This window comes from Nocardia sp. bgisy118 (genome assembly GCF_057708605.1).
Window position 1 is genome coordinate 36788 of sequence record NZ_JBYISM010000039.1, and the last position, 20684, is coordinate 57471.

Annotated in this window: 19 protein-coding genes; 5 read left to right on the forward strand and 14 right to left on the reverse strand. The window is 68.1% G+C overall.

The genetic code is table 11. The features are described 5' to 3' along the window. Positions 1–13 precede the first annotated feature (13 nt). The 8 genes from AC3EO7_RS34145 to clpB form a co-directional block, all read right to left on the reverse strand. On the reverse strand, positions 14–577 hold the full coding sequence (locus tag AC3EO7_RS34145; protein WP_435593449.1) for a DUF3558 domain-containing protein: 564 nt from the start codon (positions 575–577) through the stop codon (positions 14–16). Between the two features lie 170 nt (positions 578–747). Beyond that, a complete protein-coding gene (locus AC3EO7_RS34150) occupies positions 748–1488 on the reverse strand; it encodes a lysoplasmalogenase (RefSeq protein WP_435593450.1) in 741 nt (246 codons plus the stop codon). Position 1489: 1 nt separating this feature from the next. Next, positions 1490–2548: a beta-ketoacyl-ACP synthase 3 gene (locus AC3EO7_RS34155; protein ID WP_435593451.1), complete on the reverse strand. Its 1059-nt coding sequence runs from the start codon at positions 2546–2548 to the stop codon at positions 1490–1492. Between the two features lie 51 nt (positions 2549–2599). Then, a complete protein-coding gene (pyrE, locus tag AC3EO7_RS34160; RefSeq protein ID WP_431968088.1) occupies positions 2600–3169 on the reverse strand; it encodes an orotate phosphoribosyltransferase in 570 nt (189 codons plus the stop codon). Between the two features lie 2 nt (positions 3170–3171). Then, complete coding sequence (locus AC3EO7_RS34165) at positions 3172–3984, reverse strand: SDR family NAD(P)-dependent oxidoreductase (RefSeq protein ID WP_431968090.1); 813 nt, start codon at positions 3982–3984, stop codon at positions 3172–3174. 24 nt (positions 3985–4008) lie between these two features. After that, a complete protein-coding gene (locus AC3EO7_RS34170) occupies positions 4009–5049 on the reverse strand; it encodes a type III secretion system chaperone family protein (RefSeq protein ID WP_431968092.1) in 1041 nt (346 codons plus the stop codon). A 98-nt stretch (positions 5050–5147) separates the two neighbouring features. Further along, positions 5148–5939 carry a DUF5666 domain-containing protein gene (locus tag AC3EO7_RS34175; RefSeq protein WP_431968094.1) on the reverse strand — a complete coding sequence of 264 codons (792 nt, stop codon included), beginning with the start codon at positions 5937–5939 and terminating at the stop codon, positions 5148–5150. Positions 5940–6288: 349 nt separating this feature from the next. Next, positions 6289–8844 carry an ATP-dependent chaperone ClpB gene (gene clpB, locus AC3EO7_RS34180; protein ID WP_431968096.1) on the reverse strand — a complete coding sequence of 852 codons (2556 nt, stop codon included), beginning with the start codon at positions 8842–8844 and terminating at the stop codon, positions 6289–6291. 289 nt (positions 8845–9133) lie between these two features. On the opposite strand from clpB, the gene AC3EO7_RS34185 reads away from it, so the two are divergent. From AC3EO7_RS34185 to AC3EO7_RS34195, 3 genes are all read left to right on the forward strand, one after another. Continuing rightward, a complete protein-coding gene (locus tag AC3EO7_RS34185; protein ID WP_431968098.1) occupies positions 9134–10069 on the forward strand; it encodes an NADP-dependent oxidoreductase in 936 nt (311 codons plus the stop codon). A 480-nt stretch (positions 10070–10549) separates the two neighbouring features. Continuing rightward, the gene (locus tag AC3EO7_RS34190; RefSeq protein WP_431968100.1) at positions 10550–11707 is read left to right on the forward strand and encodes an FAD-binding oxidoreductase; all 1158 of its coding nucleotides are present in this window, start codon (positions 10550–10552) and stop codon (positions 11705–11707) included. Positions 11708–11756: 49 nt separating this feature from the next. After that, positions 11757–12533, forward strand: a complete 777-nt coding sequence (locus AC3EO7_RS34195; RefSeq protein ID WP_431968102.1) for an FAD-binding oxidoreductase — start codon at positions 11757–11759, stop codon at positions 12531–12533. 99 nt (positions 12534–12632) lie between these two features. On the opposite strand, the gene AC3EO7_RS34200 is transcribed toward AC3EO7_RS34195, so the two are convergent. The 5 genes from AC3EO7_RS34200 to dnaK form a co-directional block, all read right to left on the reverse strand. After that, complete coding sequence (locus AC3EO7_RS34200; RefSeq protein WP_431968104.1) at positions 12633–13802, reverse strand: globin domain-containing protein; 1170 nt, start codon at positions 13800–13802, stop codon at positions 12633–12635. A gap of 581 nt (positions 13803–14383) precedes the next feature. Then, positions 14384–14782: a heat shock protein transcriptional repressor HspR gene (locus AC3EO7_RS34205; RefSeq protein WP_431968106.1), complete on the reverse strand. Its 399-nt coding sequence runs from the start codon at positions 14780–14782 to the stop codon at positions 14384–14386. Further along, on the reverse strand, positions 14782–15939 hold the full coding sequence (gene dnaJ / locus AC3EO7_RS34210; protein WP_431968108.1) for a molecular chaperone DnaJ: 1158 nt from the start codon (positions 15937–15939) through the stop codon (positions 14782–14784). Before dnaJ ends, AC3EO7_RS34205 begins: the two co-directional genes overlap by 1 nt. A 24-nt stretch (positions 15940–15963) precedes the next feature. Then, complete coding sequence (gene grpE, locus AC3EO7_RS34215) at positions 15964–16626, reverse strand: nucleotide exchange factor GrpE (protein ID WP_435593452.1); 663 nt, start codon at positions 16624–16626, stop codon at positions 15964–15966. Beyond that, positions 16623–18470 carry a molecular chaperone DnaK gene (gene dnaK / locus AC3EO7_RS34220; RefSeq protein WP_431968112.1) on the reverse strand — a complete coding sequence of 616 codons (1848 nt, stop codon included), beginning with the start codon at positions 18468–18470 and terminating at the stop codon, positions 16623–16625. Before dnaK ends, grpE begins: the two co-directional genes overlap by 4 nt. Positions 18471–18992: 522 nt before the next feature. Between dnaK and AC3EO7_RS34225 the strand changes: the two genes are divergently transcribed. Then, positions 18993–19247, forward strand: a complete 255-nt coding sequence (locus AC3EO7_RS34225) for a hypothetical protein (RefSeq protein ID WP_431968116.1) — start codon at positions 18993–18995, stop codon at positions 19245–19247. Positions 19248–19655: 408 nt separating this feature from the next. Continuing rightward, positions 19656–19802, forward strand: coding sequence for a hypothetical protein (locus AC3EO7_RS34230; protein ID WP_431968118.1), 147 nt, complete (start codon positions 19656–19658; stop codon positions 19800–19802). 16 nt (positions 19803–19818) lie between these two features. Here AC3EO7_RS34230 and AC3EO7_RS34235 read toward each other — a convergent pair whose 3' ends face one another. Next, positions 19819–20646: a class I SAM-dependent methyltransferase gene (locus AC3EO7_RS34235; protein WP_435593453.1), complete on the reverse strand. Its 828-nt coding sequence runs from the start codon at positions 20644–20646 to the stop codon at positions 19819–19821. Positions 20647–20684 lie beyond the last annotated feature (38 nt).

The following is a 20684-nucleotide window of genomic DNA, read 5'->3' on the forward strand; positions in this document are numbered from 1 at the left end:
AGAACCCCCGCGATCAACTAGGAAATATCGGCGCTAGAACTTCAGCCGCTTGCCGCGCCAGCCCGCAGGGATCTTGCGGGTTCGCGTCACTGAGCCTGTTGCCTATGCGCAGTGACACTGCGCCCTGCTGCGCGGAAAAGACGATATCGCAATTGCGGTCCTTGGAAGCGCCTTCGACGCGATACTCGGTCCCGCTCCTCGTCCCGATCCGGACGTCGGACAATTCGATATTTCCGGGCTTATCTCGGACCTCTTGCAGTGTCCGCCCGGTCGAATAGACGGTCAGGAAGTACTTCTGCCCGGACCACTTGCAAATTTCCCACCCCGACTGGGGGACACCGGCCACGCCGCTTTCTTCCGTACCCGGATCAACCGACAGCTGCCGCAACAGATCATCCGGCACCTCTGTGCACGGATTCCACAACGCCGCCTGCGCCGCACTGGTCGAAGTCGTCGCCGCCCCCTCGGTCGACCCCCCACAAGCCGCCACCCCCGGCACCAACACCGCCGCACACAGAGCCAACATCACACGCCGCGCCATCCGCTCCCCCTCAGGGTTATCGACCTGCCTGTCCATGCCACCCTACCGAGCCGCCGATACGGGTGGAATCGCTGCGCAGGGCAGGTTGCGTCTTCACTGTCTTGGACGCGACAGCCCCGCAATCGGTTCCATCGAAACGCGCCGCGCGTCCGATCCACGGCGCGGTCGACGATGTCGGCGGCCGAGTAGCCCTCCGGCGAGTGTCCCTAGGAACGGTCGAGTGACGTCCTGGCGTGGGCTTGCGGGTCGGCCAAAAGGTATTGGGCCGCAGCGTAAGTCGCGAGGATGACGCCCTCCGCCGCACGGCGGGAGCGGGACGTGTGGGTGAAGAGGCGGCGCAGGACGATGAGGCCGTCGGAGACGGTGAACAGGAGGGCGCCGAGGCCGAGGCGGCTGCGCGGGTCGGCGTCGGGGATGTTCAGGCCCGCAACGTTTTTCGCGCCAGGGGCGAGGCGGGGGTCGGAGGCGAGGACGGCGGCCGTGCCGAGGGTGGCACCGTAGGCGGTGAGCGGGGCCGCAACGGTGGGAGCTTTGGCGCGCAGCAGACTGGCGGCGCCGAGCCAGGCGACCACCCGGGGCAGGGCGATCGCGGGGAGGGGACGCGCTCCGCGCCTCCACCACAGCGTCGAGTAGCCCGCCTGCATGACCGCGAACGAAGACGCGCCCGCGATGAGACGGCGGTCGTCGTCGGGTTCGATGAGCAGGATGTCGCCGACGGTCGCGGCGCCGAGCGAGCCGAGCAGGATGGTGCGCTCGGTGGGGTCGATGTCGACGCCGCTGGTCGCCACGTCGGCGGCGAGCAGCGGCATCATCAGGGGTTTGGCGACCCACTGGAGCCGGTCGCGGCCGGTGACCGCCCCGAAGACGGTCACGGCGGCGGCAGCGAGGAATCCCGTGCGAAACGGACGCCCCGCGCCGGGGAACGCCGGGGCTCCGGAGGAACTCATGTCAGAAGCTCGCCTCGGTGGGCGCGGGCGGCAGCGTCACGACCTGACCCGCGTAGCTCAGGCCGGCGCCGAAGCCGAGCAGCAGCGCCAGCTGTCCGCCCTTGGCCTTGCCTGTGACCAGCATTTCCTCCATGGCCAGCGGGATCGAGGCGGCGGAGGTGTTGCCGGTGTTCTCGATGTCGTTGGCCATCGGGATCTCGTCGGCCAGGCCGAGGTTCTTCTTCATCAGGTCGTTGATGCGGGCGTTGGCCTGGTGCGGGATGAAGACCTCGATGTCCTCTTTGGCCACACCGGAGGCCTCCAGCGCATCAGACAGCGCGCGCGGCAGGGTGACGGCGGCCCAGCGGAACACCCGCGGGCCCTCCATGCGCAGCGACATCCGGCCGACCGGCTCGATCGCGGGATCGGTGCCCTGCATGGCCTGGGCCTTGTTCATGTACTCCAGGAAGTCGACGTCCTGGGCGATCGCCTCGGCGTTCTCGCCGTCGCTGCCCCACACCGTCGGGGAGATGCCGTTCTCCTCGCTCGGGCCGACGACGACCGCGCCCGCGCCGTCGCCGAAGATCATGGCGGTGCCGCGGTCGGTCGGGTCGAGTCCGACGGTCATCGTCTCGGCGCCGATCACCAGCACGTAGTCGGCCGAGCCCGCCCGGATCAGGTCGGCGGCGACGCCGAGTCCGTAGCCGAAGCCGCCGCAGCCGGAGGTCAGGTCGAAGGCCGGGATGCCGTTGATGCCGAGATCGGCGGCCACGCTCGGGGCGCCGTGCGGGGTGAGTTTCAGCCAGCTGGACGTACAGAGGATGAGCGCGCCGATCTTGGACCGGTCGATGCCGGTGTTCACCAGCGCGCGTTCGCCCGCGGCCGCGGAGATCGACCGCAGCGTCTCGTCACCACTGATCCAGCGCCGGTTGCGGATACCCGTGCGCTCGTAGATCCACTGGTCGGTCGAATCGAGGACCTTGCACACCTCGTCATTGCTGACGATGCGCTGCGGTCGGTAAGCACCGATTCCGAGCATCGCAACATTTTCGCGACTCTTGTTTACTGCAATGCTCACCACTGGTGACTCACACGTCCCTCAACTGTCGGACAAACTTGACCCGCGTCCAGGCTAACCCAGGGCAAGATCCTTGAGGCCGAGGATCGACCGATACTCCAGTCCCTCGGCCGCGATCACCTGATCGGCGCCCGTCTCCCGGTCGACCACGGTGGCGACGCCGACCACGGTCGCGCCCGCCTCGCGCAGAGCGCGCACCGCGGTGAGCGGCGAGTTGCCGGTGGTGGTCGTGTCCTCGACGACCAGCACCCGCTTGCCGACGACGTCGGGTCCTTCGATCTGGCGCTGCATGCCGTGGCTCTTGGCGGCCTTGCGCACCACGAACGCGTCGATGGGGCGGCCCGGCGCGTGCAGCACCGCGAGCGCGACCGGGTCGGCGCCCATGGTGAGCCCGCCGACGGCGTCGAAATCCCAGTCCGCGACGAGCTCGCGGAGCAGTTTGCCGATCAGCGGCCCCGCGCGATGGTGCAGGGTCGCCCGGCGCAGGTCGATGTAGTAGTCGGCCTCTTTGCCCGAGGAAAGCGTCACCTTGCCGAGCACGACGGCGAGCTCGCGCACCAGCGCGGCCAATTTCTCGCGGTCGGCGCCGAGCGCAGAGTCGTTGGTTGTCGCCTCGTCGATCATGTCTAAGTCCTTCCGCGTGAATTGAACAGGCCCCGATTCATTCGGACCTGCAGGGTTCGCGGGATGAGTCCGACCGCCGCGGTGATCGCCTTGTACTGCGCACCGGGCACGCTGATCACCCGGTCCTTGTCCAGATCACTCAGCGAACCGGCGACGACCTGCTCGACGGAAAGCCACAGCGGTTTCGGCAGCGAGGACATCTCGATACCGGCTCGCTCGTGGAATTCGGTGTGGACGAACCCGGGGCACAACGCCTGGATCCGGACCCCGGTTCCAGCGAGTCCGCCCGCCAACCCTTCCGTGAAGGATACGACGTAGGACTTGGAGGCCGAGTAGGTCGATCCCCGACCCGGGACCAGACCCGCGACGCTGGCCACGTTGACGATCGACCCCTTGGCCTTGGCGATCATCGACGGCAGCGCCGCGTGGGTGAGCTGGAGCACAGCGGTGACGTTGACGTCGAGCTGCGCCTGCAACTGCTCGTAGGGCAGCGTCCAGAATTCTCCTGAATGCGCGAAACCCGCGTTGTTGACCAGGAATTCGATGCCCTCGGCAGCGCGAGCTGCCACCCGCTCCCGGTCCGCGGCCTGCGCGAGATCGGCGACGAGCACCTCCGAGCGGGTGGCGTATTTGCGCTCCAGCTCGGCGGCCAGCGCCTCCAGCCGCTCGGCGTCCCTGGCGACGAGCACCATGTCGTAGCCGAGCGACGCCAGCCGTAGCGCGAACCCGTGACCGATGCCGGACGTCGGTCCGGTGATCAGTGCGATAGGGCGGGTCGCGCCGGGCAGGCGCGCGGGAGCAGAGCTGTCGGTCATCGAGGCACTAATCCAATCGAGCGGTCACTGCGGCACAGGGCCCTGGTACGGACGGAATCCTGGGTGGAAGGGGCCGCCGGCGCGGTCCGCCTCGTCGGCGCGGGCCCCTGGGCGCGGATCCTCGTCCCAGTCGTCGGCGCGGCCGGGTTCCGGCCGCCAGTCGTTCTCGGGCTCGTCGTCGGACCAGCGTTCCTCGCGTCCCCTGGCGTCGGGGACGACGGCCAGCGAGGGACGTCGCGGCTGGTCGCCCGACTCGTCCTCGTCGTCGTAGCCGTCGCTGTCGTCGAAATTCCGATCGTCGCGATCGTCGTAGCCGCGGTCGTCGTCGCCGGCGCCGGGCGGCAGAACGCGGGAGGCCCCGCGTGCGGCGGACGCCTGCGACTCCTCGGCGCGGCCGCGCGTCCGGGGATGCGGGCGGCCCGAGTCGTTATCGGCGTTGTCGGCGCCGCGCGAGTCGCTGACCGGCGGCAGCACGTGCAGCAGACCGGACAGGCGCAGCACCGAGTCGATGGCGGACTCCCAATCCTTCGAGGCCGTACCGACATTCAGCATGCCGAGAGTCCAGTTGCCCTCGCTCCAGAGCATCTGCACGGTGTCGGGCAGCGTCTCGATGAACGCGACCATCCGCTGATCGACCGCGTGCCTGGCGATCTCCGGGTTCGTCGCGAAGACGACCCGGCCGCCGATGGCGCCGAGCAGTTCCAGATCCGCGTCCTTCGGCGGGGACGCGGTCTTGAGCCGCATGTCGACATCGATGTCCGAACCGATCTGGCGGCGCACCGCGACCAGCGTCGCGGCGTCCTCCAGATCGAACAGAACGAACTTCTCGCCCTTGCGAATACCGGAAACCACGTCGACCGCCGACAGATAGCCGAGCTTGGCCAGCGCACCGCGCCGCCACGTCGACGGGAGTGCCGGTTCCACCGACACGTAGGTGTATCCCTGGGCCTTGGCCCACACCTGGCGCGCGTGACCGGACCGCTGCCGCTGGACCCGATCGAAATACAGCAGCACGATCGCGCCAACAAGCGCGATCGCCGCCAACCCGAACCACATAGCCGTCATCGCGGTCTACCCTAATAGGCCCGGCCGGTGGAGGGCCTTCTTTGGTGCCGCGCCGGGCCGTACGTCTTGTGCCGCCGCACGAAGTCCCGCCTCGCCGCTCATCTTCCGCCGCCGGGCAGCGCGGTGCTGATGATGATCTTTGCGCGGATCGATCCGTCCGGTCCCTTGTCGCCCTGCACCATGACCATGTCGCCGACGGGCAGGTCGGCGGGCTTGGCGCCGGACAGCGAGATCACCTGGGTGAGTTCGTCGGTCCGGACGGCGACGGTGTTGCCGGAGACGGTGTCGATGGTGAGCTGGCCGCCGTCGTTGGCGCTGATGGTGCCCATGGTCGCGCCGATGCCGTCGAGTCCGGGCAGACCGGGCAGACCGCTCGGCGATGGCTGGCGGGGCGACGGGTTCTGCGTGGGGAAGGCGCCGCCGGTCGGGAAGTTCGCGGTGGTGTTGCCGCCCGCCGTGGTGGTGGACGAGTCACGGCCGCCGAGCACCAGCCCAGCGACCACCCCGGCCACCGCGACGAGCGCCACGACGCCGAGCACGAGCGCGATCCACAATCCCGTATTGCGTTTGGGCGGTTGCTGATCCGTGGGCGGGCCACCCGGCGGTGCCGCGCCCGGCGGCATGGCCGCGTGGTGCGGATCCGGCGGACCGGGGTACTGCTGGCCCGGGTACTGCTGGCCGTAGCCGCTCTCGTAGGCGCCCCACTGGCTCTCCATCGGCGGGAGCTGCTTGGTGGCGTTCGCGGGCGGCGGGCCCCACTCGAATTGCTCGGTCGAGGGGTATCGAGTGGTGTCCCCGGACGGGTCGTAGCCGGACGCACCCGGCGGACCGAGGTGTTCGGTCGGCGCATCCTCCGGCCGCTGCCCCCAGGGATCCTTCGGGTTCGTCATGCCCTCCAGGGTAGGCGTACCTTCGCCGTCGCTCCGGCCCGTGCGCAAGGTCAATGCCGGATTTCGTCCGGCAGCGCCCCTCGTGCGTACCGCCACGGAGTCGCCGCCCGCGACCCGCCGATGACGCTTCAGTCGAAGAGCTGCTCGACGTCGGTGATCGTCACCGCCCGCCGCAACCATTCGCTCAGCTGGTCGAGATCGGTGCACGAAGTGATCCTTCGCCGGGCCGCCTCGGAAACAGGCACAGCGGCGTGCCGCCAGGCGACACGCGGAACCGCCGGGAGTCGCGCCGATTCGGCGAGATACGCGGACGCCCCCGCCCCACTCGGAGCGGGGGCGTCCGGCGCACTCAGCGGCCGACGATCAGGCCGTCGCCGTCCTTGCTGACGCCGACCTTCACGGTGTCGCCGTCGGTGACTTCGCCTGCGAGCAGTTCCTTGGCGAGGGTGTCGCCGATGGACTGCTGGATCAGCCTGCGCAGGGGGCGGGCGCCGTAGGCCGGGTCGTAGCCGCGCACCGCGAGCCAGAACCTGGCCGAATCGCTGACGTCCAGCTTGAGCCTGCGCTGCGACAGGCGCTTCTGCAGCTGGTCGAGCTGGATGTCGACGATGAGTTCCAGCTGTTCCTCGTCGAGCGCGTGGAACATGACCACGTCGTCGAGCCGGTTGAGGAACTCGGGCTTGAACGCCGAGCGCACCGCGTTCATGACGAACTCCTTGTCACCGCCCGCACCCAGGTTCGAGGTGAGGATGAGGATGGTGTTGCGGAAGTCCACCGTGCGGCCTTGGCCGTCGGTGAGCCGACCCTCGTCGAGCACGGCGAGCAGGATGTCGAACACATCCGGGTGCGCCTTCTCGATCTCGTCGAACAGCACCACCGTGTACGGCCTGCGCCGCACCGCCTCGGTGAGCTGGCCGCCCTGGTCGTAGCCGACGTAACCGGGCGGCGCGCCGACCAGGCGGGCCACCGCGTGCTTCTCGCTGTACTCGCTCATGTCGATCCGCACCATGGCGCGTTCGTCATCGAACAGGAAGTCCGCCAACGCCTTCGCCAGTTCGGTCTTGCCGACGCCGGTGGGGCCGATGAACATGAACGAGCCGGTGGGGCGGTTCGGGTCGGCGACGCCGGCGCGCGCCCTGCGCACCGCGTCGGAGACCGCCTGCACGGCCTCACGCTGCCCGACCACACGACGCCCGAGCTCCTCCTCCATGCGGAGCAGCTTCTGGGTCTCGCCCTCCATCAGCCTGCCCACCGGGATGCCGGTCCACGCGGACACCACCTCGGCTATGTCGTCGGGGCCGACCTCCTCCTTGAGCATCACCTCGCCGTCCGGCGCGGCTCCGTTGGCCTTCTCGGCCTTGGCCAGCTCCTTCTCCAGCGTGGGGATTCGGCCGTAGCGCAGTTCGGCCGCCTTGCCGAGATCGCCGTCGCGCTCGGCGCGCTCCGACTCGCCGCGCAGGCTCTCCAACTGCTCCTTGAGGGTGCGGACCTGGTCGATGGCCTTCTTCTCGTTCTGCCACCGGGTCGTCAGCTGGTTGAGCTTCTCCCGGTCGTCGGCCAGTTCCTGGCGCAGCTTCTCCAGACGCTGCTTGGAGGCCTCGTCGGTCTCCTTGGTCAGCGCCACCTCCTCGATCTCGAGGCGGCGCACCGCGCGCTCGACCTCATCGATCTCCACCGGGCGCGAGTCGATCTCCATGCGCAAGCGCGAGGCGGACTCGTCGACCAGGTCGATCGCCTTGTCCGGCAGGAACCGCGAGGTGATGTAGCGATCCGAGAGAGTGGCCGCGGCCACCAGCGCGGAGTCGGTGATGCGCACGCCGTGGTGCACCTCGTAGCGCTCCTTGATGCCGCGCAGGATGCCGACCGTGTCCTCCACCGAGGGCTCGCCGACCAGCACCTGCTGGAAGCGGCGCTCCAGTGCGGCGTCCTTCTCGATGTGCTTGCGGTACTCGTCCAGCGTGGTCGCGCCGACCAGGCGCAGTTCGCCGCGGGCCAGCATCGGCTTGATCATGTTGCCCGCGTCCATCGCGGATTCTCCGGTCGCGCCCGCGCCGACGATGGTGTGCAGCTCATCGATGAAGGTGATGATCTGTCCCGCGCTGTTCTTGATCTCCTCGAGCACGGCCTTGAGCCGTTCCTCGAATTCGCCGCGGTACTTCGCGCCTGCCACCATCGCACCGAGATCCAGTGCGACGACGGACTTTCCGCGCAGCGATTCCGGCACGTCGCCCGCCACGATGCGCTGGGCGAGCCCCTCGACGATCGCGGTCTTGCCGACGCCGGGCTCGCCGATCAGCACCGGGTTGTTCTTGGTGCGGCGGCTCAGCACCTGGACCACGCGCCTGATCTCGGTGTCGCGCCCGATGACCGGGTCGAGCTTGCCGGAGCGCGCGGCCGCGGTGAGGTCGGTGGAGTACTTCTCCAGCGCCTGGTAGCTGCCCTCGGGGTCGGGGCTGGTCACCCTGGCGCTGCCGCGCACGGCGGTGAACGCGTCGCGCAGGGCGTCGGCCGTCGCGCCGTGCTTGGTGAGCAGCATGGTGACGTCCGAGTCACCCTCGGCGAGGCCGACAACGACGTGCTCGGTGGAGACGTACTCGTCGCCGAGTTCGGTGGCCAGACGCTGGGCCGCGGTGATGGCGCCGAGCGCCTCGCGCCCGAGGTTCGGCGTCGTGGTCGCACCGGTCGCCCTCGGCAGCCGGTCGACAATGTCCTGTGCCTCGCGCCGGACCGTCGCCGGGTCGACGCCGACGGCCTTCAGCAAGGGTGCGGCGATGCCGTCGGTCTGATCCAGCAACGCCACCAGCAAGTGCGCCGGACGAATGTCCGGGTTGCCCGCGGCCGACGCCGCCTGGAGGGCCGCGGTCAAGGCCGCCTGGGTCTTGGTGGTGGGATTGAACGAGTCCACGAGTCACCTTCCTACTAGTCGATTCCCCAGCATCGAGTGCCCTTCCCGCGCGCGATGACGCACAGGCTCGTGCTGTTCCTATCGGTCTCAACGTGGGAGAGGTTGAGTCTGTTCCGCTCAAGTTTGAAAATTTTGCGACAGCCCGCCGCCGGGCCGATTCGGCGACTCAACGCTACGCCGCGCCATCGTCGAATGCCGTGAATCGCAGCGCCGGTGGTGTAGGGATGCATACGAGCACCAAGACGGTTAGTGATGCATCACCCTTCAGCCGAACCGAGGAGCGAAACCGATGCGCGCGATCGTGGTACGGAAGTTCGGAGATCCCGTCGAGCTGGCCGAGATGCCGGTGCCCGAGCCCGGCCCGCAGACGGTCAAGGTGCAGCTCGACGCCGCGGGCGTCAACCCCTTCGACCTGAAGATGTCCAAGGGCATCCTGGAAGGCAAACTGCCGCACGACTTTCCGGCGATCCTGGGGGTGGACGGCGCGGGCAGCGTCGCCGCGGTCGGCCCGGGCGTCACGAAGTTCACGGTCGGCGACCGCGTGGTCGGCAAGTTCCTGGTGCCGCCGGCAGGCCACGGCAGCTTCGCCGAGTACTCGGTGCTGCCGCAGGACGCGACGCTGGTGCCCATCCCGGAATCGATCACCACGCTCGCCGCCGCGGCCCTGCCGACCGCGGGCGTCACCGCGCAGGACCTGGTCGACGCGGCCCAGATCCGGCCCGGCCAGAAGGTGCTGATCGTCGGCGCGACGGGCGGCGTCGGCTCCTTTCTCGTGCAGCTGGCCAATATCGCGGGCGCGCACGTCATCGCGACCGCGCGCGGCGACACCGCCGATCGGATGGCCAGGCTCGGCGCGGCCGAGACGGTCGACTACAGCCAGGCGCCCGTCGCCGATTCGGTGCGTTTCACCAACCCCGACGGCGTCGACGTGCTCTTCGACCTGGTCAGCCCGCCCGAGGCGCTCGCGCCGCTGACCGAACTCGTGCGTGAGGGCGGCGCGGTGTACTCCATCGTGTTCTCGGCCGACGAGGCCGCGCTGCGCGAGCGCGGCCTGCGCGGCGGCAACTTCGAATCCAAGGGCCGCGCGCCGGAACTCACCCGGCTGCTGACCCGCGTCGCGGCGGGCGACGTGGTGGTGCCGATCGACGCGACCGTCCCGCTGGAGGAGGCGCCCGCCGTCCTCGGCGCGGCGGGCGCACGCGGCAAGACCGTGCTGGCCATCTGAGCAGCCGACCGAGGGCGATCCGAGGCAGCAGGTCCGCCACTACGTCGAGCAAGTCGCACCCGCTGTTCGCGCCACCGTTGCCGGGGCATCCTGACATCGGGTCGCCGGTGATGCGGTCAACTTGTGCGTAGACGGCGCACGAGCAGCCCCTGTCCTCCCGTTGCAGGTACCCATCCAGAGAACCACACCGTGGGCAGGTTCACCTGCCCCCGCTATCCTGGTCGGTGGCCCAACCATGGGGCCGAGCGCAGCGAGGCAGCAGCGGGCGCGTGAGCGCCGCGAGCCAGCCGGGCAGACGTCCCGAGCTGCAGACTTAGCCGAGGGATAACCGGAGCGGTCGAGAGCATGCTGCGCATACCCACACGACCACGGACTTTTCGGGGATACTTGTCCGCGAAGGACCGCCGGTTAGGGGCACGTCCCTGCGCAGCAGTCGATAGCGGATGCGCAGCTATAAGCGGGAAGAAAGGAAATCTCGTCGTGGATGCGCGTTCGGCAGCGCTGGTCCGCGCCAACTTCCGTTCGGTGACCGAGTCACCAGGCGGACCCGAGCGGTTGATCAGTGCGTTCTATGGTCATCTGTTCGCCGAGAATCCACGCCTGCGCGAGCTGTTCCCACCCGCGATGGACATGCAACCGAAGCGGTTGTCCACGGCCATCCAGTTCGTGCTCGACCACCTGGAATACTGGGATCGCGCGCAGAAGTTTCTCGAGCAGTTGGCGCGCGACCATCGAAAGTACGGCGTCGAGGCCGCCCATTACGATCAGGCGGGCCGCGCGCTGCTCGCCGCGATCCGCGTGTACAACGGCGCGGCATGGAGCCGTCAGCTCGAGGAGGGCTGGCGCGACATCATGATCTTGATATCGGCGTCGATGGCCATCGGCGCGAACTCGGACAAGTCCCAGCCTTACTGGGAGGCGACGGTGGTCGGCCACCGCAGGGTGCTCGAAGACCTGGCCATCGTGCGCTTGCAGTCCGACAGCCCGGTGCCCTACCAAGCCGGGCAGTACGTCCCGATCGCCGTGCCGCAGCGGCCCAAGATGTGGCGCTACCTCTCGCCCGCGATTCCGTCGAATCCCTACGGCGAGATGGAATTCCACGTGCGCAAGATTCGCGGCGGATGGGTGAGCCCGGCCATCGTCAACGAGACGCAGGTGGGCGATCGCTGGCTGATCGGCGGCCCGCTCGGCGGACTACACGTGGACCGCGACACCGGGCGCGACGTGCTGCTCATCGGCGCGGGCACCGGCATCGCCCCGCTGCGCGCCCAGCTCATCGAGATGAGCCAGCGCGGCATCAACCCGCGCGTGCACTTCTTCATCGGCGGCCGCTACCCGTGCGACCTGTACGACGTGGAGAACATGTGGCAGCTCTCGCAGAGCAATCCGTGGCTCACCATAGTCCCGGTCTGCGAGCAGAAGACCAATCCGTGGTGGTACCCGCACCCGGCCTCCGACGCGCCCTACGGCATGCACCGCACGCTGGTCGGCAACCTGGGCGCGGTGGTGGCCAGCTTCGGCGCGTGGGCCGACCGCCAGATCCAGATCGCGGGCTCGGCGCGGATGATCGCCGACACCCGGAGGGCGCTCATCGCGGTCGGCACGCCCGAACACGTCATCAGCTGCGATCCCGTCTGATCCGCCGCGGCCACGCGCCGCGGCACCCCACAACAGCAGAGGAGTTCCCATGACGGAGCCGGGCGCGCTCGGCAACGGAGTCGCGCAACAGGAGTGGACCTCGACCGTCGTCGGCCACCATCGTTTGCGCCACGACGTAGCGGTGATCCGTCTGATCGGCGAGTTCGTGCCGTTCGTCGCGGGCCAGTCCGTCGAGGTCCGGGTGCCACAGCAGCCCGGAGTGCGCCGCAGGCTCTCCCCCGCGCTACCGCCTTCGCTGGACGGCAAGCTGGAATTCCACGTGCGCACCGTGCCGGGCGGCTGGCTCAGCGGCTCGTTGGTCGCCGACACCCAGCAGGGCGACGAGTGGCGGATCGCCGCGCCGCAGGGCGCGTTCACCGTCGATCCGGCGGGTGACGAGGTGGTGATGATCGCGGGCGGCACCGGTCTCGCGCCGATGCGCGCGCAGATCCTGGAACTGGCCAGGCTGCCCGAGCCCCCGCGCACCTACCTGTTCGTCGGCGGCAGGTCCCCGCGCGACTTGTACGCCTCCGACATGCTCGTCCTGCTCGCCGAGGAGCTGGACTGGCTCACCATCGTGCCGGTGGTGGAGAACCTGGAGGACCCGAACTGGGAAGACGAGTGGTACGAGCACACGCGCGTCGACATCGGATTCCCCGTCGACGAACTGCTGCAAGGCACGCTGGCCGACGTGATCGGCTCGCACGGCGCGTTCGACCGTCACCAGGTGCTCGTCTGCGGTTCGCCCGCGATGACGCGGGCCACGGTGGACCGGCTCGTCGAGACCGGCACGCCCGCCGAACGCATTCAGTACGAAGGCCTTTGACCGCCGTCGTTCCGGCGAAGGCAGGGATCCAGTCGAAGACTCGCGGATAGTCGTCACCCGCTTGGATCCCGGCCTTCGCCGGAACGGCGAGGGCGTCCGCTAGAACAGCGGATCGTGGCGGATGTGTTTGGTCTGGGTGCCCGCCGCCATCAAGCGGAACTTGGTGGTCTGCACCATCGAGGGCGAGCCGACGATCTGCACGTCACGATCGGCCCACGAGCCGTAGCTGGCGACGACCTTGCCGAGCTGGCCGGTCATGCGCGGCTCCAGTCCCGGCCATATTCGCTCGACCTCTCCGGATTCGTAATACCACCACGGGTTTTCGTCGCTCTCGCTGACCGGCGTCACGGTCAGCCAGCGGTTGGCCATGGCCAGCTTGCTCAGCGTCTCCAGATCGTAGAGATCGCACGGGTGATGGCCGCCGATGAACAGGTGCACTTTCGGATTCGTTCGCCGCAACGCCATTTGCATCAGCTGGGCCCGCAGCGGCGCGATACCGGTGCCGCAGCCCACCATGAGCATCTTGCGCTTGGTGTTGCGCGGCACGCCGAGCCCACCGAGGGGCGAGCCGATCAGCCACTGGTCTCCCACCTGCGTCTGGCCGATGATGGCCGGGCTGACCCAGCCGCCGAGCACGCCGCGCACGTGAAATTCGATCTCGCCGTTGGCGTTCGCGGGCACGGCGGGCGAGAGATAGCGCCACATCCGCGGCCGCGAAGGGATCTGCACGCTCATGTATTGACCCGCGGCGTATTGCATCGGCTGGTCGAGTTGTAATCGCACGATCGCCAGATTGCGCAGGACCAGCCGGTTCTCCAGCACCCGGCCGGACCAGACGGCGGGCGTGGCCTCCTTCTCGGCGGCGCCCATCATCGTGTCGCCGATGACGGTCAACCCTTCGTCCCACGCCTTCTCGACCTCGTCGGTCCACATCTCGGTGCCCGCGAAGCGGCGCATCGCGATCTTCAGAGCGGTGGCCACCGCAGCGTAGTGTTCGGCCTGCACACCGTATTTGCGGTGATCGCGGCCGAGCTGGGCGAGGAACGGCAACAACTTGTCGGGCTCCTCGAGCCGGTCCAAGGCGTAGCCGATAGCTTTGACGAGGCGGTCGCGCTGTGAATCCATCGCAGCGGGGAAGAAATCACGGACTTGCGGGTAGTCCGTGAACAGGATCGCGTAGAACGACCTGGCCAGCCTTTCCGGTCCGCCGTCTTCCGCAGCAACCGCCTTGAACGTTGTTCTGATCAAAGCGACAGTCCGCGAATCCATTTGTGTCACAACCCCATTTCGCACTAGAACGCAGAGCGCGCCGGCGAGTGAAAGTGCTGCGGGACACTCGACAGCAGCCGATGCCAAGGAGTGTAGGCGAGGTTTGCCAGCAACGGAACGCAACGAATAAACATCACGCGTGGAATTCCGTGGAAACAAGAAACGGAAGCGCAAAACTCGCGAATAACAGACCGAAAGACCGTACTAGAGCGGTGAATTCAGTCGCACACTCACCGAATTCGCGCGCCTCGGTTTGCAAGACTCGTCCAGTTGACCCGAGTGGAGCGATCTTGTGGCAACTCCGCGATCGGAGCCGAGAGTTGCTGCGGGGCAATCTTTGCGCATCCCAGGGCGACAGCAAAAGCGGACCGGTCGGTTGCTCATGTGGCGAACCATGATCATCGGAATCCACTGCGTCCCAGCAAACTCGGATACTCGCACAGCAAACTCGAACTCGCCGGTAACAACATTCGCCTCGGCTTTTCCTCATCTTTTCGGCCGAGGAAAAGCCCCGGAATTGAGAAAGGGCCCCGCCGCGGACCCGAAAACGAGTCGGCGGCGAGGCCCGAATTCCACTCGCCTCAGCGCTGGTTGCGTGGTTTCCACACCACCAACGCCGTACTGCGTTGCGGCGGAGCGAGATCCGGGCGATAACTCGCCCGCAGCCGCTCCACCTCCGCGCGCATCTCGGCGAGCTGCTCCCGCAATTCCTCGACCTGATTGGTGAGTTCGATGATGCGTTTGATGCCCGCCAGGTTCACGCCCTCGTCCTGGGACAGCCGCTGCACCTCGCGCAGCAGCTCGACGTCCCGCGCCGAATAACGTCGCCCGCCGCCCGAAGTGCGTTGCGGCGTCACCAGTCCCAGCCGGTCATACGTGCGCAGTGTCTGCGCGTGCATGCCCGCCAGCTGGGCCGCCACCGAGATCATGAAGAACTCGGCTCGCGACCCACCGGACGCCTTCTTCGGATCAGTGGACATCACGCACCTGCCCATCCCGCACGAGGATCGAATCCGCTGGACCGCTCCGCCTCCTGGTAACGCTTGAGCGCGTCGGTGGCATCGCTGTCCAATTTCTGCGGCACCGCGACCTTGACGGTGACCAGCAGGTCACCGGCGCCGCCGCCGCGCTTGGGGACGCCGCGGCCACGCACCCGCAGGATCCGCCCGTCGGCGGTACCCGGCGGCACCTTGACGCCGACGCGACCTTCCAACGTCGGCACGGAGACCGTTGTGCCGAGCACCAATTCAGCGTAACTGACCGGCAGCACCAGGGTCAGGTCGTCGCCGTTACGGCCGAAGACCTTGTCCTGGCTGACGTGCACGGTGACGAACAGGTCGCCCGAAGGCGCACCGCGCAGTCCCGCCTCACCCTGTCCGGCCAACCGGATCCGCTGACCGTCGCCGACGCCAGGCGGAATCCGCACCGTGATGGTCCGGGTGCGGTTCTGGATGCCGCTGCCGTGGCAGTCGACGCACGGGTCGTCGATGATCGAGCCGGAACCCCGGCACTCGTCGCACGGTTCGCTGAATCCGAACGCACCCTGGTTGCGGCTGACCACCCCGGTTCCGTTGCAGTTGGCGCAGACCCGGGGACTGGTCCCCGGCTTGGCGCCGCTGCCGTGACATGTGGTGCACGGCGACGGACTGGTCATCCGCAGCGGAACGGTCACGCCCTGCGCGGCCTCGCGGAAGCCGAGCGTCGTCTCGGTCTCCACATCGGCGCCGCGCCGCGGACGGCTCGTGGTGCGAGCGCCACCCCGGTTGAACAAGCCGCCGAGCAGGTCGCCGAGCCCGCCGTCGCCCGTGGTGGCGCCGCCGAAGATGTCGCCGATGTTGAATTCCTGCGAGAAGCCGCCTGTGCCGCCGGGAGTGAACCCGCCGCGCGGATAACCGCCGCCCGCGAAGAGCTTTCGCGTGTCGTCGTACTCCTTGCGCTTGGCCGGATCCGACAGCACGGCATGCGCCTCGCTGACGGCCTTGAAGCGCTCCTCGGCCTTGGTGTCACCCGGATTGGCGTCCGGGTGCAGGTCGCGGGCGAGCTTGCGGTAGGCCTTCTTGATCTCGTCCTGCGAGGCGCTGGAGGAGATACCCAGCTCCTTGTAGAAGTCCTTTTCGATCCACTCCCGTTGGCTCACCGAGTATCTCCTCCTCCCAAGGTGTTAATTGTCGTCCGCATTGGCATCTACATCCGATGCCTCGGTCTCGGCCAGATCGGCCACGCCATCGGTTACCCCGACGAGCGCGTGCCGCAGCACCCGATCGCCGAACCGATAGCCCTTGCGCATCACGACACCGAGCACCGGATCCGCGCCGGAACCCTCGTGCTGCACGGCCTCGTGCAGGGTCGGGTCGAAGGGCTCGCCCTCCGCGCCGAACTCCTCGAGGCCTTGCTTGCGCAGCGCCTCGACCAGCTTGTCCGCCACCGACTTCAGCGGTCCGGACTCGAGGTCGCCGTGGGCCCTCGCGCGATCCAGATCGTCGAGCACACCGAGCAGTTCGGTGACCACGGCAGCCTTGGCGCCGTCGATGGCGGTCTTGCGATCGCGCTCGACGCGGCGCCGGTAGTTGGCGTATTCCGCGGTCAGCCGCTGTAGGTCGGCGGTGCGCTCGGCGAGCTCGACACCGATCGTCTCGGCCAGCGCTTCGGCTCCCTCCGGAGTCAGAACGCCATTGCCTTCAGCACCGTTCCCGACCTCGGGGCCGGGCCCGGCCGCGGTGTCCGCGACCGGTTCCCGAACCTCACCGGTGGCCGGGTCGACCTTGCGCTTGTCGACGAAGGTGATCGGTTCCTGTGCCGAATCGGCCTGGTTGCCCTCAGTCACTTCTTCTCCGTGTCGACCGGCTCGTCAACGACCTCGGCATCCACGACCTGGTCGTCGCTCGCGGAGCTGGACGCGCCGTCGCCGGACGCGGCCTGCTCGGCGGCGGAGGCCTCGTAGATGGCCTGGCCGAGCGCCTGCGACTCGGTGGCGAGCTTCTCCACCGCGGACTTCACGGCCGCGATGTCGGTGCCCTTCAGCGCCTCGTTGGCCTCGGCGATGGCCGCCTCGACCTTGGACTTCACGTCCGCGGGCACCTTGTCCTCGTTCTCCTTGATGAACTTCTCGGTCTGGTGCACCAGCGACTCGGCCTGGTTGCGGGTCTCCGCCTCCTCGCGACGCGCCTTGTCCTCGGCCGCGTGCGCCTCGGCGTCCTTCACCATCCGGTCGATCTCCTCCTTGGACAGACCGGAGCCGTCCTGGATCTTGATCGTGTTCTCCTTGCCGGTGCCCTTGTCCTTGGCGGTGACGTGCACAATGCCGTTGGCGTCGATGTCGAAGGTGACCTCGATCTGCGGCACGCCGCGCGGGGCAGGCGGGATGCCGGTCAGCTCGAAGGAGCCGAGCAGCTTGTTGTGCGAGGCGATCTCGCGCTCACCCTGGAACACCTGGATCTGCACCGACGGCTGGTTGTCGTCGGCCGTGGTGAAGGTCTCCGAACGCTTGGTCGGGATGGTGGTGTTGCGCTCGATGAGCCTGGTCATCACGCCGCCCTTGGTCTCGATGCCCAGCGACAGCGGGGTCACATCGAGCAGCAGGACGTCCTTGACCTCACCCTTGAGCACGCCGGCCTGCAGGGCGGCGCCGACGGCGACGACCTCGTCCGGGTTCACGCCCTTGTTGGGCTCCTTGCCGCCGGTGAGCTCGCGGACCAGGTCCGAGACGGCGGGCATACGGGTCGAGCCACCGACGAGGACGACGTGGTCGATGTCGGCCACGTTGATGCCCGCGTCCTTGATCACGGACTGGAACGGCGCACGGGTGCGGTCCAGCAGGTCCGAGGTGATCTTCTGGAATTCGGCGCGGGTCAGCTGCTCGTCGAGGAACAGCGGGTTCTTGTCCGCGTCGACGGTGATGTAGGGCAGGTTGATCGAGGTCGACTGCGACGAGGACAGCTCGATCTTGGCCTTCTCCGACGCCTCGCGCAGGCGCTGCATGGCCATCTTGTCCTTGGTCAGGTCGATGCCCGAGCTGGCCTTGAACTTGTCGACCAGCCACTTGACGACCCGCTCGTCCCAGTCGTCGCCACCGAGGTGGTTGTCACCGGAGGTCGCGCGAACCTCGACGACGCCCTCGCCGATTTCCAGCAGCGAGACGTCGAAGGTGCCGCCACCGAGATCGAAGACCAGGATGGTCTGTTCCTTGTCGCCCTTGTCCAGGCCGTACGCGAGCGCGGCCGCGGTGGGCTCGTTGACGATGCGCAGCACGTTCAGACCGGCGATCTGACCGGCTTCCTTGGTGGCCTGGCGCTGCGAGTCCTCGAAGTACGCGGGCACGGTGATGACCGCGTCGGTGATCTCCTCACCGAGGTAGGCCTCCGCGTCGCGCTTGAGCTTCATCAGCACGCGCGCGCTGATCTCCTGCGCGGTGTACTTCTTGTCGTCGATGCCGACGGACCAGTCCGTGCCGATGTGACGCTTGACGGAGCGAATGGTGCGGTCGACGTTCGTGACGGCCTGGTTCTTCGCAGGCTGACCGACCAGCACCTCGCCGTTCTTCGCGAACGCGACGATCGACGGGGTGGTACGCGATCCTTCCGAGTTGGCGACCACGACCGGCTCGCCGCCTTCGAGAACGGCGACGACCGAGTTCGTGGTCCCGAGGTCGATTCCGACCGCACGAGCCATGTTTGTTTCCTCCTAGTTGACGTACTTGTGTGTCGGTGCCAGGCGAGACAGCTCGCCCTGCGGCGTGTTCTGTCGACCGCCGCGAGACCTCGCCCCTAGCACCTCACGGAGCACGGTCCCAGCAACGCTGAGCGTGGTCGGCTCAATCCTGCACCCAATCCACACCGGGCGTCAAACGAAACTTGAGTCCGGCTCGCTCAACATTGTCGAAAACCTCAACCGGCGACCCGTGCGCGATATTCCCGGCAGCCGCGGTATCGGACTCGCGACGGCGCGCCGCCTGACCGCCGAGGGCTTACGCGCGGTCGGCGGGGCCCGCCAACCCACCGCCGAACCCGAGGCGACCGGGCGCGACGGCCGTTGCGGTCGGCCTCGCGACGCCGGGCGGCGCGGACGAACCGGTGGCGCGCGCGACGGCCAGAGGTTGGCACGTGCACCGGTTCTCTCGATTCCACTGTGTAACAACCTTTTCCGCGTCATCGATGCAGGCAGATCAGCACAATGCTCGGGGATGAGGGACGAATGCAGATCGCAATCGGGATCGCCATGATGACCTTGGTCGGCACGCTCGCCTACAAGAAGGGATTGCAGCCGTTGGCCTGGCTGCTCGCGGCCGGTCCGATCGGCTTCATCGTGTTGTTCTTCCTCCCCTCGGCCAAGGAGGAGGGACTGGACAAGGCCACCCGCGCGTCCCGGACCGAACTGGGAAACACGATCGGATGGGGCATGTCGGGCCTCGTCGTCCTCGCGACGGCCGTCCTCTTCGCGGTCGGGTAGTGCGGCGACTACGACTCCTACCGAGTTCGCCGCAGCGGCAACGGCATTGAAAGTGCGGCGGCGTGATTCACTCACGCCGCCGCGGTCGCTCCCGACAGCGGTTCGCGACGAATCCAAGTCAAGGCGCCCACGGCTCGCTGACCGGAGCGCCGACCCTGCCCTCGTACAGGTAGACCAAAAGTAGGTCGGCTGACCGTTGCACCACCCGGCGAACGAGTGGTCATTCGGCTCACTTCTATCGGCACACCTCCATGGGAGGCGGGACGCTTCCCATCCTATCCGAACATACGTTCGAATCAAGGGCGGAGCGACGGATTTCGCGGCGCACTCGGAACTGTTCGACATGGAGCGCACTCCAACTCCTAGCGTCTTGTGCCAGCAGGTTTTTCGAGCGCAGGAGGTAGCACCATGATCGACGTCCGCACCCGGCATCTCGGCGAACTCGCCGTCTCCGCCTCCCCCGAGGATCTCGCCGCCATCGAGGCGGCCGCCCCGGCGGAAAAGATCGCGGGCACCCGCTACGACGCGACCAGCCTCACCTTCGTGAACGGGTGAGCGCGGGTCGCTCCGGTTACCGGCTCGCGGGTAGCCGGGTCGTGGCGACCGCCGATCGCTCTCCGCGAGTGAGCAATCCGTCCTCGGTCAGCGCCGCGGCTCGCGCGAGGAATTCGCGGCGCAGTGCCGCGATTTCCTCGGCGGCGAGCGTCGTTGTGTCGTAGTACTTTTCGATGGCGTTGTCCCATACCTGTTCGGGTGTGCCCGATCCGCCGAGGGTGATCTCCTCCCAGGTGATCGACGCGAAACCGGCTGCCGTCAGCAGCTCGTTCAATCCGTCGCGGCTACGGGTGCGGCGGTCGCCGAGCGGCGGGATGGGGCGCTGCGCGAACAGCGGCCGCGCCAGCTCGAGGAACAACTCGAGCCCGCTGCCCTCGGCCGACCGCGCGCCGACGACGACGGCCAGCCTGCCGCCCGGCCGCAGCACCCGGGCGGTCTCGGCGATGACCTGCTCGACGTCGGCCATCAGCATCAACGCCATATGGCAGACCACCGCGTCGAAGGAATCCTCGGCGAAGGGCAGCTCCTGGGCGCGCGCTTCGCGCAGATCGGCGTCGACCAGCTCGGGGCGCCGGCGAGCCACCGCGAGCTCGCCCTCGGAGATGTCGACACCGGCGAGCCCGGTCGCGCCGTCGCGGGCGAGTACCGCCAGCAGCGCGCCGTCACCGCACCCGAGATCGAGCACACGCCGGGCGCCCGCGACCCGTTCGGCGAGGAACTGATAGCTGGTTCTGCCATCGGGCAAGCGGTGCGCGGCGACGTAGCGACCCATCGCTTCCGGCGCTCGGTTGTGCAGGTTCCGCAAGAATTCCTCAGCAGCACGAGCCGCGTCAGCCGTGGTCACGATGCCAACCTAGCCGACTTCGGGTTCGCCGTACGGTC

Coding starts and splice junctions, on each gene's coding strand:
- AC3EO7_RS34145 (WP_435593449.1), bottom strand. CDS start 577: ATGGACAGGCAGGTCGATAACCCTGAGGGGGAGCGGATGGCGCGGCGT.
- AC3EO7_RS34150 (WP_435593450.1), bottom strand. CDS start 1,488: ATGAGTTCCTCCGGAGCCCCGGCGTTCCCCGGCGCGGGGCGTCCGTTT.
- pyrE (WP_431968088.1), bottom strand. CDS start 3,169: ATGATCGACGAGGCGACAACCAACGACTCTGCGCTCGGCGCCGACCGC.
- AC3EO7_RS34165 (WP_431968090.1), bottom strand. CDS start 3,984: ATGACCGACAGCTCTGCTCCCGCGCGCCTGCCCGGCGCGACCCGCCCT.
- AC3EO7_RS34170 (WP_431968092.1), bottom strand. CDS start 5,049: ATGACGGCTATGTGGTTCGGGTTGGCGGCGATCGCGCTTGTTGGCGCG.
- AC3EO7_RS34175 (WP_431968094.1), bottom strand. CDS start 5,939: ATGACGAACCCGAAGGATCCCTGGGGGCAGCGGCCGGAGGATGCGCCG.
- AC3EO7_RS34185 (WP_431968098.1), top strand. CDS start 9,134: ATGCGCGCGATCGTGGTACGGAAGTTCGGAGATCCCGTCGAGCTGGCC.
- AC3EO7_RS34195 (WP_431968102.1), top strand. CDS start 11,757: ATGACGGAGCCGGGCGCGCTCGGCAACGGAGTCGCGCAACAGGAGTGG.
- AC3EO7_RS34200 (WP_431968104.1), bottom strand. CDS start 13,802: ATGGATTCGCGGACTGTCGCTTTGATCAGAACAACGTTCAAGGCGGTT.
- AC3EO7_RS34205 (WP_431968106.1), bottom strand. CDS start 14,782: ATGTCCACTGATCCGAAGAAGGCGTCCGGTGGGTCGCGAGCCGAGTTC.
- dnaK (WP_431968112.1), bottom strand. CDS start 18,470: ATGGCTCGTGCGGTCGGAATCGACCTCGGGACCACGAACTCGGTCGTC.
- AC3EO7_RS34225 (WP_431968116.1), top strand. CDS start 18,993: ATGCAGATCGCAATCGGGATCGCCATGATGACCTTGGTCGGCACGCTC.
- AC3EO7_RS34230 (WP_431968118.1), top strand. CDS start 19,656: ATGATCGACGTCCGCACCCGGCATCTCGGCGAACTCGCCGTCTCCGCC.